Origin of the sequence: Streptomyces sp. NPDC058295 (genome assembly GCF_042880655.1) — a bacterium.
GTDB lineage: Bacteria > Actinomycetota > Actinomycetes > Streptomycetales > Streptomycetaceae > Streptomyces > Streptomyces coriariae.
In genome coordinates, this window is record NZ_JBHVYO010000006.1 from 222573 (window position 1) to 234663 (window position 12091).

A 12091-nucleotide genomic window follows, 5' to 3' on the forward strand; every position below is an offset into this window, starting at 1 on the left:
GCCCTACCCGTCCCTGCTGCCCTATCGGTCGGCGCCCTTGCGTCTGCGCAGGCCGGCCGCCGTCAGCAGGCGCACCACCTCGCGGCTGCTCACCTCGACCGCGCCGGCCGCCACCACCTCGGCGTAGCGGTGCGACGGGATGTCGTAGTGATCGCGCTCGAAGGCGCGCCGCGGGACGCCCAACCCCTCGGCGAAGACGTGCAGTTCGGCGTACGAGACATCGCTCACGAGGTGGGACCACATACGGCCGTGGCCCGGCCAGTCGGGTGGGTCGATGTAGACGGTCACGAGAGCCTCACGAGGACGGGTCGCCTCCCAGGGCCGGCCCCAGCGAGCCCACCGAGGCGACCTTCACGCCCGCCTTGTGGCACACCCAGTGCGGGTCGGGGCCGAGTTCGGGCTCGACCTCGAGGGCGTGCGGGTCGCCGGAGCCGCAGACCGGGCAGATCGGCCAGCGCCCGTACCGCTCCAGCAGCGCGTCCTGCACGTCCTGCGCCACCAGTCCCGCCACGTACGCCACGCCGTCCGGCCACTGCTCGACCCACCAGCGCCGCTGCACGACGGAGTCCTCGACCAGCGACACCACATCCGCCGCGGCGACCTCGCCCGAGGCCAGATCGGCCAGCACGAGGGCGCGTGCCGTGTGCAACGCCTGTTCCAGGGGGCTGATGGGGTCCATGCACCCATTGTGCGCACTCTTGACCCCGAGCCCGAACAGAAAATAGCTTTCAGAGGTGACCAAGGCAGTGAAGGAAACCTTCAGTCCCGATCCTGCCGCCCTCGCGGCCAAGGTCCGCACCCTGGCCCCTTCGCTGACCCGCTCCATGCGGCGCGTCGCCGAAGCCGTCGCGAACGACCCCGCGGGCTGCGCCGCCCTCACCGTCACCGGCCTCGCCGAACTCACCGGCACCAGCGAGGCGACCGTCGTGCGCACCGCCCGGCTGCTCGGCTACCCCGGCTACCGCGATCTGCGGTTCGCCCTCGCCGGGCTGGCGGCGCAGCAGCGGTCCGGGCGGGCGCCCTCCCTCACGACCGACATCGCGGTCGACGATCCGCTGGCCGACGTGGTCGCCAAACTCGCCCACGACGAGCGGCAGACCCTCGCCGACACCGCCGCCGCCCTCGACACCGGCCAGCTCGAGGCGGCCGTCACCGCCGCGGCGGCCGCGCGGCGGATCGACGTGTACGGCGTCGGGGCGTCCGGGCTCGTCGCTCAGGACCTCACCCAGAAGCTGCTGCGGATCGGGCTCATCGCGCACGCCCACAGCGACACCCACCTCGCGGTGACGAACGCGGTCCAGCTGGCCTCCGGTGACCTCGCGATCGCCATCACGCACTCCGGCGCGACGCGGGACGTCATCGAACCGCTGCGGGTGGCGTTCGAGCACGGGGCCACCACCGTCGCCCTCACCGGACGGCCGAAGAGCGCGGTGACGCAGTACGCCGATCATGTGCTGGCCACTTCGACCGCGCGGGAGAGCGAACTGCGTCCGGCGGCGATGTCGTCCCGGACGAGTCAGCTGCTGGTGGTGGACTGTCTGTTCGTGGGGGTGGCCCAGCGGACCTACGCGACGGCCGCGCCGGCGTTGGCCGCGTCGTACGAGGCGTTGGCCCACCGGCACCGGTAGACCGTGGAGGTGCAGACAGTTCTGCAGACCGTTGTGCAGACAGTTCTGCAGACCGTTGTGCAGACCGTTGTCCGACCCGCACCGGAAAGAGCTCTCCCCGATGACCTCCCAGCCCGACCCCAGTGAGCTGCGCGCCGCGCTCGAATCCCTCACCACCGAGGCGTTCCGCCCCGATCTCGCCGAGATCGACCGGCTCCCCACCCTCGACATCGCCCACCTCATGAACGAGGAGGACTCCGACGTCCCCGCCGCCGTCGGTGTGCGGCTCCCGCAGATCGCCGCCGTCATCGACGCGGTCGCCGCACGCATGGCACGCGGCGGACGGCTGGTCTACGCCGGTGCCGGTACCGCCGGGCGGCTCGGAGTCCTCGACGCCTCCGAGTGCCCGCCGACCTTCAACACCGCGCCCGGCCAGGTCGTCGGACTGATCGCGGGCGGCCCGTCGGCCGTGGTCACCTCCGTCGAGGGCGCCGAGGACTCCCAGGAGCTCGCCGAAGCGGATCTGGCCGCCCTCGCGCTCACCCCCGACGACACCGTGATCGGCGTCTCCGCCTCCGGTCGCACCCCGTACGCCGTCGGCGCCGTGCGGTACGCGCGGGCCCGGGGCGCCCTGACCGTCGGGCTGGCCTGCAACCCGGACAGCGCGCTGGCCGCCGCCGCCGAGCACGGGATCGAGGTGGTCGTGGGTCCTGAGCTGCTCACCGGCTCCACCCGGCTGAAGGCGGGCACGGCCCAGAAGCTGGTCCTGAACATGATCTCGACGATCACGATGATCCGGCTGGGCAAGACGTACGGGAACCTGATGGTCGACGTCCGTGCCTCGAACGAGAAGCTGCGCGCCCGTTCCCGGCGGATCGTGGCGCTGGCGACCGGGGCGGACGAGCCGGAGATCGAGGCCGCCCTCGCGGCCACCGACGGCGAGGTGAAGAACGCGATCCTCGCCCTGCTGGCCGGGGTGGACGGGCCGGCGGCCGCCCGCCTTCTGGAGGAGTCCGGGGGACATCTGCGCGCCGCGCTCGGTGCGGCGCGCGCCTGAGCCGCACGCTCGGGGGGTGCGTATCGACTCCTCCTCCACAGCCGCCGCGATCCTGCCCCTGGTGGGCGGCCCGGCCAACGTCACGTCCGTCGCCCACTGCATGACCCGGCTGCGGCTGGGCCTCGCCGATCCGTCCCGCGCGGACGAGGAGGCACTGCGGGCGCTGCCCGGGGTGCTCGGGGTCGTCGTGGACGACGGCTCGTACCAGGTGGTCCTCGGGCCGGGCGTGGTGACCCGGGTGACGGCCGACTTCGAGCAGCTGCTCGCCCGGCCGTCCACCGCCGACGAACTGGACGCCCGCGGGGCCGAGTTGCGGGAGGTGCGGCGCAGGGGCAACGCGACTCCGTTCAAGGCCGGTCTGCGCCGGCTGGCCGCCGTGTTCGTCCCTCTGATCCCCGCCCTCGTCGGCTGCGGGATCCTCGCCGGGATCAACGGTCTGCTGCTCAACACCGGGTGGCTGCCCGGCCTCAGCCCCGCCCTGGCCGCCGTCGCCTCCGCCTTCATGGCGCTGATCGCCGTCTTCGTCGGCCACAACACGGCGAAGGAGTTCGGCGGCACCCCGATCCTGGGCGGTGCGGTCGCGGCGATCGTCGTCTACCCGGGGGTCGCGAAGGTGACGGCGTTCGGGGTGACCCTCGCCCCCGGCCAGGGCGGAGTCCTCGGCGCGCTGGCGGCCGCGCTCCTCGCGACCCGCGTCGAGAAGTGGTGCCGTGGCCGGGTCCCGGAGGCGCTGGACGTGCTCCTCACCCCGACCCTGACGGTCCTCGTCGCCGGGCTCGGCACGCTGTACGGCCTGATGTACGCGGCCGGCGTGGTGTCCTCGGCCATCGGCACGGGGGCGAACTGGCTGCTGGCGACGACGGGCGCCTTCGCGGGTCTGGTGCTCGGCGGTCTCTTCCTGCCGCTGGTGATGCTCGGCCTGCACCAGGCCCTCATCCCCATCCACACCACCCTCATCGACCAGCAGGGCTACACGGTTCTGCTGCCCGTCCTGGCGATGGCGGGCGCGGGCCAGGTCGGCGCGGCGGTGGCGGTGTACGTCCGGCTGCGCCACGACACCTCCATCCGGACGACGATCAGGTCGGCGCTCCCGGCCGGGCTGCTGGGCGTCGGGGAGCCCCTGATCTACGGGGTGTCGCTGCCGCTGGGCCGTCCCTTCCTCACCGCCTGCGCGGGCGGGGCGGCCGGCGGCGCCTTCGTCGGGTTCTTCGCGATGCTCGGCGACAAGGTGGGGGCGACGGCGATCGGCCCGTCCGGCTGGGCCCTGTTCCCCCTGCTGGCGGGCAACCGGGGACTGGGCCTGACGGCGGCGGTCTACGCCGGCGGGCTGCTGACGGGGTACGCGGTCGGCTTCGCGGCGACCTACGCCTTCGGCGTCACCGACCGCGTCACCGACCGCGTGCTGTCCGGCGCTACTTCCCGCGGGAGCCGGAGCGGGAGCGGAAGCCCTGGTGGCCCGACACCTCGCCGATCCAGCTGACGAAGTCGCCGGGGTCCAGGTCGGCGCCGTGGCCGGCGTCCCAGTAATAGGCCGTGTCGACGTCGTCGCCGAGGGCGGTCAGGCGGGTGGCGAGGTTGGCGGCCACGGACAGCGAGGTGTCGCTGTCCTTCGTGCCGAGGCGTATCCACCAGTGCTTCGCGCGGTGCGGGTTGACCTTGTCGACGAGGTGGTACATCGGGTTCATCAGGTGCAGCTTGGCGGGGAGGTCGGCGTCCAGACGGGCGCTGTCGCCGGCCTCGTGGCGGAGGCTGTAGAGCGTGAAGTGGCGGGCCTTGGTGGTGCCGGTGCCGAACAGGTTGCACTCGGGCGTGGACAGGTCGAACCCGTCGAAGGAGGGGGCGTTCTTCTTGCGGGCTCCGACGTGGGTGAGGAAGTCCGCCCAGGTGAAGGTGGCCTTGCCCGCGGACCAGCTGATGAAGGGGTTCGCCGCGAGGTAGGTGTCGCGGGCGGTGTCCGTCAGGGCCGCCAGGTACTTGGTGGCCGAGGGCTGGATGAACGTCTCCAGCAGATAGGTGTCCAGGTTGCGGGCGGTGAGTGCGCCGTAGCCCTTGGCGCGCAGTCTCAGGGCCGCCAGGTAGTCCGTGAACTGCGCTTTCAGGTCGGCGGAGATCGTCGCGTCGACCTGCGCGCCGGAGGCGAGCGGGTTGGCGCCCCAGCACCACTCGTAGGCGGCGTCCGCGTGCTCCAGATCGGTGATGGGGCACCAGTCGCCGCTGGCGAAGATGGCGTCGGAGGTGTCCGCCGCGCCGATCTCCGCCAGGTAGGAGTGGTACAGCGGGCTGTCGCCGGAGGCACCGAGCAGCGCGGAGAGGGCTCCGCCGGCACTGACGCCGGAGGACACGATCCGCTCGACGTCGCCGGGGACGCGGCCCTTGTTGAACTTCAGGTACCGCACCGCCGCCTTGAGGTCGACGATCGCGGCGGGCGCGGTGCCGTAGTACGTGCCGTTCGCGTCGACGAGGCTACGGCCGCGGGCGCCGGGCTCCACGACGACGTACCCGGCGGCCAGCGCCAGCGCCTGCCGGCTGGTGCCGCCGCCCATGCCGGACGCGCTGATCCCGGTGGCGTTCGCGACGGAGGACGGCATGTAACCGCCTACGGCGTTGGCGAGGAGGATGGGTGCGTCGGAGGCGTCCACAGCGGTGCCGTCGATGGACACGGGGACGCTGACGTTCAGGGACTGGTAGGTCGCGTCCACCGGCTTGGCCACATAACTGGCGACCTTGTGGAAGCGGTAGGTCACGCTGTGCGCGGTGCCGGTGGTGTCCTTGATGCTGATGGTCTGCTCGGTGTAGGCCGTGGGGTCGAAGACCAGGGAGGCGTCGGCCGCCGCCCCGGAACCCCCGAAAGCCCCGCTCCGCCCGGCCGCGGCGGCCTCCGGGGCGAACCCGAGGGCAGGCACGGCCCCTGCCGCGGTGAGCCCCATGACCACAGTCCTGCGCTTCACTCGCTTCACTTCCGTCTCTTGAGTAGGCAGTTCTTGCCGTCGCCCCTTGCTACCACCCCCACCCCATAATCGTCACCGAAATTGTCAACAATCACAGCTTGCACGGCACAGATTGACCGAGAGCCGTCCCCCGCCGCGCCCGCCCTACCCTGGAGCCATGAACCACGCCCAGCTCACCGCGCTCGGCCGTGCCCTGAGACTCCTCGGCGAGCACGGCGAAGCGCTCACCGGCGACACCCCGGACACCCGGCTGCACGAGGTCAAGGCCGATCTGCGGCGTGCCCTGGACCTGCTGGACGACAGCGTCGTCGGCGCCACGCCCACCACCCGCTGCGCCGAGCACCCGCACGGCCCGGTCGACGAGGCGGCCCCCGACCTGTGCCTGCTCTGCGAGACCCGCCGCCGGGCGGCCCGCCGCGCCGAGTTCAACGGCCCCGCCCCGCAGGCCCCCTACAGTGCCCCCACCCCCTCCACCTCCCGTTACGGCACCCGCGCCGACCGCCCGCAGCCCCAGCAGCGCTGGCTGGCGGAGCTGTGGACCGGCCAGGAGTGGCAGCTCTGCGGGACACCACGCAGGGACCGCCGCGAGGCCGAGCTCTACATCGCCGCCCTGCGCTGCGGATCCCGGCCCGCGATGGCCTACCGCCTGGTGCACGAGTTCACCGACTACGAGGTGCTGCGCATCTGGGGCACCCCCGTGAAGGTCGACATCGAACCCCTCGGCAACCTCTAGACCTACCTTCAAGGCCTCCAGGACCTCCAGGACCACTACGACCTCCAGGGGCGCTGGTGCGCCGGGGCGGGCGGGCCCGCCGGGGCCGCCCGCCAGGGCCGGCGGGACCGCCAGGGCCGCAAGGGCGCCAGGGCCGGCGGGACCGCCAGGATCCCGGGGCCGCCGAGACCGCCAGGACCCCCGGCAACCCCGGGACCGCCCAGGCCGTCGGAAGCCCCTTCGAGATTCCTAGGGCCTGTCCCCGACGCCTCCGGCGAGGAGCGGCAGCGGCGGGAAGCCGTGGCCCTCCCACAGCCGGCGGGAGGTCTCCTCCGGGTACGGGCGCACCTCCGGCTCCGCGTCCAGCACCTGTACCAGCCGCCGCTCCGGGTCGTAGGCGGGCCAGCCCGGGTCTCCCGTCCGGGCGAAGGACGTCCACGACCGCTGGAACTCCGCCGTCAGGGCCCGGGCCTCGTCCGTCACCTCCACCCCCGCGAACAGCAGGTTTCCGAGATCCGCCGTGTAGGTGCCGAACAGCAGCGGGATGTCCAGGCCGTGGCACGCGCCCAGGGTGCCGCCGGCTCCCGGGGCCGGCCAGGCCAGCTCGTAGACATGGGCCCGGCCACCGCCCGCCACCTGCGCCTCGGCCAGCCGCAGGGAGGGTATGTGGAACAGCCAGTCCGACTGCACCCTCTCGTACAGCTCGCCCGCGTCCGCGTCCGGGAAGGCCGACCGGTAGGCCTGTTCACCCTCCGCTCCCCCGCCCGGGGCGAACAGCCGCAGCACGGCCGTCGCCTGTTCCTCGGTCACCTTGCCCAGCAGGCCGCCCAGGACGAGGAACAGCCGGAACTCCTGCGCGTTGTGTCCGACGATCAGCTCGACGTCCCGAGCGGCGCCCGCCGCCAGCGCCTGCCAGGGGGTCGTCGGCAGGATCTCGCCGTCGACCACCGGAGAGAACGGGGTCACCGTGGGCGCGACCTGCCCCCACCGGTCCACCCGCTGGGCCATCTTCGCGCCCAGCGCCGCACCGGCCTCGGTCAGCGTGCGCGGGTCCACCGTGCCCAGGTCGGCGGCCGTCGGACGCAGGCCCGCCTCCGCGGCGATCGCGCTCGCGAGGTCGCGGGCGAGTTCGTCGGAGAAGTAGGTGCCGGGCACGCTCTGCGCGATGGCCCGCCCGAACAGGCCCCGGGCGCTCGGCATGGCCAGCAGCGCGGCCACCGAACCGGCGCCCGCCGACTCGCCGAAGACGGTCACCCGGCCGGGGTCGCCGCCGAACGCCGTGATGTTGTCCCGCACCCACTCCAGCGCGGCCACCTGGTCCAGCAGCCCCCGGTTGGCGGGCGCACCCTCGATCCGCGCGAACCCCTCTATCCCGACGCGGTAGTTGAAAGTGACGATGACCAGGTCACCGGCGCGGGCGAGGTGCTGCGCGTCGTAGCCGGGGCTGCCGGAGTGACCGAGCTTGTAGGCGCCGCCGTAGATCCACACCATCACCGGCCGGGCGGCCGACGGGTCCGGCTCGGTGTCCGGGGTCCAGACGTTGACCGTCAGCCAGTCGTCGCCGCTCGGGGCGTCCAGGATCCCCGCCCGGCCCTGGATGCCGGCCTCCTGCGGGGGCGGCGGGCCGAAGGCGTAAGCGTCCCGTATCCCGTCCCACGGGCGGGGCGGGCGCGGGGCCTGGAAGCGGGCCTCGCCGACCGGCGGCGCGGCGAAGGGAATGCCCCGGAAGACCGTCAGGTCCTCCTCGCGGCGACCTCGTACGGCGCCGGCGGTGGTGCGGGCGACGAGCCGGTCGGTGGTGTCGGTGGCGTCGGGTGTCGTCATTGATCGCTCCTGAAATGGCGGCTGCTCGTGGAACGGACGGTGATCGGCGAAAGTGCCGAAGGCGGCCGTCACCCCTCGTGTGGGTGACGGCCGCCTCCGGCACGTCAGTTGACGCTCACGCCTTGACCTGGGCGGCCTCCTCGGCGCCCCCCGTGCCTGCCGCGTCCTCCACCACCGAGAGCCCGGCCGGGGCCTTGCGCTTCGGGATGAAGGTGGCGAGCAGGAAGGCGGCCAGGGCCGCGCCGGCTCCGATGGCCATGACGACCTTGAAGCCGTTCTCCGAGGGAAGGGCGTAGCCACCGAAGTCGGTGGTCATCTGAGCGAGGATCACCCCGGCGATGGCGCTGGCGAAGCTGGTGCCCAGGGACCGCATCAAGGTGTTGAGGCTGTTGGCCGCACCCGTCTGGGAGGGGTCCACGGCGCCCATGATCAGGGCCGGGAGCGCGCCGTAGGTGAAGCCGATACCGGCGCCGATGATGCAGGACACCAGGATCAGGTGCCAGACCTCGGACATGAGCAGGATGTTCAGGCCGTAGCCGGAGGCGACGATCAGCGCGCCGATCATCAGGGTGACCTTGGGACCCCTGGCCTTGGTGATCTTGGCGGACACGGCGGACATGACCATCATGACCAGCCCCTGCGGGGCCAGCACCAGACCGACGGTCAGCATCGACCTGCCCAGGCCGTAGCCGGTCTGCTCGGGCAGCTGGAGCAGCTGGGGCAGGACCAGGGACATCGCGAACATCGAGAAGCCGAGGGCGATCGAGGCGAGGTTGGTGAAGAGCACCTGCGGCTTGGCGGTGGTCCGCAGGTCGACCAGCGGCTGCTTCGCCTTGAGTTCCCACCCGCCCCAGGCGGCCAGGATCAGGACGGCAGCGGCACCCAGGCCCAGTGTCGTACCGGAGGTCCAGCCCCAGTCGGCGCCCTTGGACACGGCCAGCAGCAGCGAGACCAGACCGGCCGAGAGACCGAGCGAGCCGACGAGGTCGAAGCGGCCGCCGACGCGGTTCTGCGATTCCGGGACGAAGAGCAGCACGAGCAGGAAGGAGACGACGCCGAGGGCGGCGGAGGTCCAGAAGAGGATGTGCCAGTCCCAGTTGTCCGCGATGAACGCGGCGGTGGGCAGACCGAGCGCGCCGCCGACACCGAGGGAGGCGCTCATCACCGCCGTCGAACCGGCGAGCTTCTCGGCGGACACCGTGTCCCGCAGGATGCTGATGCCCAGCGGCACCACGGCGGCCGACAGGCCCTGGAGCGCACGGCCGACGATCATCGGGACGAGCGAGTCGGCGAGGGCGCAGACCACCGAGCCGGTCACCAGCAGCACGATGCTGGTGAGCAGCATGCGCCGCTTGCCGACCATGTCGCCGAGGCGTCCCACGACCGGGGTGGCGACGGCGGCGGCGAGCAGCGTGGCGGTGACCGCCCAGGCGGTGTCGGAGGCGGGCGCGTCCAGCAGCTTGGGCAGCTCGGGGACGATCGGGATGACCAGCGTCTGCATCAGCGAGACGACGATCCCGGCCAGGGCCAGCACCGCCACCACGGCGTTCGACCTCGGTGGGGCGGATGCTCCCGCCGCAGCGGGTCGGGCAAGGGCGTCGGACATGACAGGGCCTCCGTCGAATGCGCGAGGGATGAACTGCTTGACTCAAGCAAGCTTATATAGATTGATTGAGTTAAGCAAGCTAAATTTCCCGTACTCACGCCACCCAGAGAGAAAGCCGAGGCCAGACGCCGGCCTGACGGAGCCCGAGGGGGGCCGCCGAGAGACCGAGGGCGCCGACGGGAGGTCGCAGGAGGTCGCTGGAGGCCGCTGGAGGCCGGACCGAGAGAAACTCCCCAAGCTCAGCCGTGTCGCGCGATGATCTCCCGGGTCCGCTCCTCGTCCAGCTCGTAGACCGTCTCGTGGGCACGCGGATCCCGTGCGTGCAGGGTGTGGAACATCGGCCCCGTCGCCCCGCCCAGCTCCACCAGGGACGCTGACGCCCCACGCACCGCCCGTTCGGTGCCGGGCGCGGTGGTCAGGTCGATGCGGTTGACGACCCCGGGCGTCACCCACACCGGCACGCCGGCCAGCAGCCCGAAGAGCTGGAGATGGAAGTGCCCGGTGAGCAGCACGCGGACGTCACTCCCCCGGATGACCTCCGCCAGCCCCTCGGGTTCGCGCAGCCCGAAGACCCGCTGGGTCGCCGAGATGTCGAGGCTGATCGGGGGGTGATGGAAGGCGACGACGGTGCCCTGCTCGGCCGGCGTGGTCAACACGTCCCGCAGCCAGTCCAGTTGGCCCGCGCCGAGCCGGCCGTACACCTCCCCCGGAACCAGGGAGTCGAGGGTGACGAGCCGCCACCCGCCCACCGTGCTGACGGCGGCCCGCTCGGCGCCGGGGAAGCCGAGGACCGCGTCCGGATGGCCACTGCCCAGCACCTTCGTGAAGGCGGACCGCTCGTCGTGGTTGCCGGTGGTGTAGAAGACGGGCGCGCCGAGCGAGCGCGCGAAGCCGCCGATCAGCTCCCGCACGGTCGTGTACGCCTCGACCGAGCCGTCGTCGGCGAGGTCGCCGGTGACGACGACCGCGTCCACGTCCCGCAGCCGGCGGAGTTCGCCGAGCAGGAGCCGGAGGGAGTCGGCGGCGTCGACTCGACGGCCGTCGGGCCCGTCGACGCGGCCGATATGGGTGTCCGAGAGATGAAGGATTCTCATCTCCCGGACCATACCCGCGCGTTGACGCTCGGCGAGGTGTCGCTCAGCTGAGGGTGCGCAGCGCGGCGGCGTCGTACGGCTTCAGCTCGTCGAGACGGCCGTCGAGCACCTTGGCCGCCCACTCCGGGTCCTGGAGCAGCGCACGACCGACGGCCACCATGTCGAACTCGTCGCGCTCCAGCCGGTCGAGGAGGTCGTCGATGCCCTTGACCGGGGAGCCCTCGCCCGCGAAGCCCTTGATGAAGTCGCCGTCGAGTCCGACCGAGCCGACCGTGATGGTGGGCTTGCCGGTGAGCTTCTTCGTCCAGCCCGCGAGGTTGAGGTCCGAGCCGTCGAACTCCGGGAGCCAGTAGCGGCGGGTGGAGGCGTGGAAGGCGTCGACACCGGCGGCGGCGAGCGGGGCGAGGATGGCCTCCAGCTCCTCCGGCGTCTCGGCCAGTCGCGCGTCGTACGCCTCCTGCTTCCACTGCGAGTAGCGGAAGATGATCGGGAACTCGGCCGAGACGGTCTCACGCACGGCGGCCACGACCTCGGCGGCGAACTTCGCACGGGCCACGGCGTCGCCACCGTAGGAGTCGGTGCGGCGGTTGGTGCCGGCCCACAGGAACTGGTCCACGAGGTATCCGTGGGCGCCGTGGATCTCCACGCCGTCGAAGCCGATGCGCTCGGCGGCGGCCGCGGCCTCGGCGAACGCGCCGATGACGTCGTCCAGGTCGCGCTGGGTCATCGCCTTGCCGGTGCCCTCGGTACCGTCGACCCGGATACCGGAGGGGCCGACGGCGGGCGCGTCCGCGAACGGCGGCTCACCCTGGTTGCGCACCATCCCGATGTGCCACAGCTGCGGCACGATCGTCCCGCCGCCCGCGTGCACGGCCTCCGCGACCTTCGCCCAGCCCGCGAGCTGCTCCGCGCCGTGGAACCGGGGTACCCGGTCGCTCTGCCCGGCGGACTCGTGGCCGACGTACGTCCCCTCGGTGACGATGAGGCCCACACCGGCGGCGGCCCGACGGCCGTAGTACGACACGACGTCCTCGCCGGGAACGCCGTCCGGGGAGAACATGCGCGTCATCGGCGCCATGGCGATGCGGTTCGGGACGGTGAGTCCGTTGATGGACACCGGGCGGGCGAGAATCTCGGCGGCGCGCGTGGCGGCGGGCGGGGTGATGCTCACGTGGGGGGCTCCTCGGGACGATGGACCGGTGGGTATGTGCACATGCATTGAGTGCCTCTCCCACTCAAACCC

11 protein-coding genes are annotated in these 12091 nt (G+C 72.4%); 4 read left to right on the forward strand and 7 right to left on the reverse strand.

Annotated features, from left to right (window positions below; genetic code table 11):
- Positions 1–21 precede the first annotated feature (21 nt).
- Positions 22–288 (reverse strand): DUF4031 domain-containing protein, encoded by a 267-nt coding sequence (locus ACFVYS_RS09145; RefSeq protein WP_389500249.1) that lies wholly within the window; start codon positions 286–288, stop codon positions 22–24.
- 7 nt (positions 289–295) lie between these two features.
- Positions 296–679 (reverse strand): hypothetical protein, encoded by a 384-nt coding sequence (locus ACFVYS_RS09150; RefSeq protein ID WP_267022497.1) that lies wholly within the window; start codon positions 677–679, stop codon positions 296–298.
- 55 nt (positions 680–734) lie between these two features.
- Between ACFVYS_RS09150 and ACFVYS_RS09155 the strand changes: the two genes are divergently transcribed.
- The 3 genes from ACFVYS_RS09155 to ACFVYS_RS09165 all read left to right on the forward strand — a co-directional run bounded on the left by ACFVYS_RS09155 (position 735) and on the right by ACFVYS_RS09165 (position 4144).
- Positions 735–1628, forward strand: coding sequence for a MurR/RpiR family transcriptional regulator (locus ACFVYS_RS09155; RefSeq protein ID WP_389500251.1), 894 nt, complete (start codon positions 735–737; stop codon positions 1626–1628).
- Between the two features lie 100 nt (positions 1629–1728).
- Positions 1729–2664 carry an N-acetylmuramic acid 6-phosphate etherase gene (gene murQ / locus ACFVYS_RS09160; RefSeq protein ID WP_389500253.1) on the forward strand — a complete coding sequence of 312 codons (936 nt, stop codon included), beginning with the start codon at positions 1729–1731 and terminating at the stop codon, positions 2662–2664.
- Between the two features lie 16 nt (positions 2665–2680).
- Positions 2681–4144, forward strand: coding sequence for a PTS transporter subunit EIIC (locus ACFVYS_RS09165; RefSeq protein WP_389500255.1), 1464 nt, complete (start codon positions 2681–2683; stop codon positions 4142–4144).
- Here the strand turns inward: ACFVYS_RS09165 and ACFVYS_RS09170 are convergent.
- Positions 4077–5591, reverse strand: coding sequence for a subtype B tannase (locus tag ACFVYS_RS09170; protein WP_389500340.1), 1515 nt, complete (start codon positions 5589–5591; stop codon positions 4077–4079). The two genes, ACFVYS_RS09165 and ACFVYS_RS09170, sit on opposite strands and share 68 nt — an antisense overlap.
- 178 nt (positions 5592–5769) lie before the next feature.
- Between ACFVYS_RS09170 and ACFVYS_RS09175 the strand changes: the two genes are divergently transcribed.
- Positions 5770–6345, forward strand: coding sequence for a hypothetical protein (locus tag ACFVYS_RS09175; protein WP_389500257.1), 576 nt, complete (start codon positions 5770–5772; stop codon positions 6343–6345).
- Positions 6346–6573: 228 nt separating this feature from the next.
- Here the strand turns inward: ACFVYS_RS09175 and ACFVYS_RS09180 are convergent, their stop codons facing one another.
- From ACFVYS_RS09180 to ACFVYS_RS09195, 4 genes are all read right to left on the reverse strand, one after another.
- Positions 6574–8148, reverse strand: a complete 1575-nt coding sequence (locus tag ACFVYS_RS09180; RefSeq protein ID WP_389500258.1) for a carboxylesterase/lipase family protein — start codon at positions 8146–8148, stop codon at positions 6574–6576.
- 115 nt (positions 8149–8263) lie between these two features.
- Positions 8264–9754, reverse strand: a complete 1491-nt coding sequence (locus ACFVYS_RS09185) for an MFS transporter (RefSeq protein ID WP_389500260.1) — start codon at positions 9752–9754, stop codon at positions 8264–8266.
- A 239-nt stretch (positions 9755–9993) separates the two neighbouring features.
- The gene (locus ACFVYS_RS09190; RefSeq protein ID WP_389500262.1) at positions 9994–10848 is read right to left on the reverse strand and encodes a metallophosphoesterase family protein; all 855 of its coding nucleotides are present in this window, start codon (positions 10846–10848) and stop codon (positions 9994–9996) included.
- A 43-nt stretch (positions 10849–10891) separates the two neighbouring features.
- On the reverse strand, positions 10892–12019 hold the full coding sequence (locus tag ACFVYS_RS09195) for an NADH:flavin oxidoreductase (RefSeq protein WP_389500264.1): 1128 nt from the start codon (positions 12017–12019) through the stop codon (positions 10892–10894).
- Positions 12020–12091: the final 72 nt, after the last annotated feature.

Excerpts from the sequence above, each read along its gene's own strand:
- ACFVYS_RS09180 (WP_389500258.1), bottom strand. The coding sequence starts at position 8,148 with ATGACGACACCCGACGCCACCGACACCACCGACCGGCTCGTCGCCCGC.
- murQ (WP_389500253.1), top strand. The coding sequence starts at position 1,729 with ATGACCTCCCAGCCCGACCCCAGTGAGCTGCGCGCCGCGCTCGAATCC.
- ACFVYS_RS09150 (WP_267022497.1), bottom strand. The coding sequence starts at position 679 with ATGGACCCCATCAGCCCCCTGGAACAGGCGTTGCACACGGCACGCGCC.
- ACFVYS_RS09185 (WP_389500260.1), bottom strand. The coding sequence starts at position 9,754 with ATGTCCGACGCCCTTGCCCGACCCGCTGCGGCGGGAGCATCCGCCCCA.
- ACFVYS_RS09175 (WP_389500257.1), top strand. The coding sequence starts at position 5,770 with ATGAACCACGCCCAGCTCACCGCGCTCGGCCGTGCCCTGAGACTCCTC.
- ACFVYS_RS09190 (WP_389500262.1), bottom strand. The coding sequence starts at position 10,848 with ATGAGAATCCTTCATCTCTCGGACACCCATATCGGCCGCGTCGACGGG.
- ACFVYS_RS09170 (WP_389500340.1), bottom strand. The coding sequence starts at position 5,591 with ATGGGGCTCACCGCGGCAGGGGCCGTGCCTGCCCTCGGGTTCGCCCCG.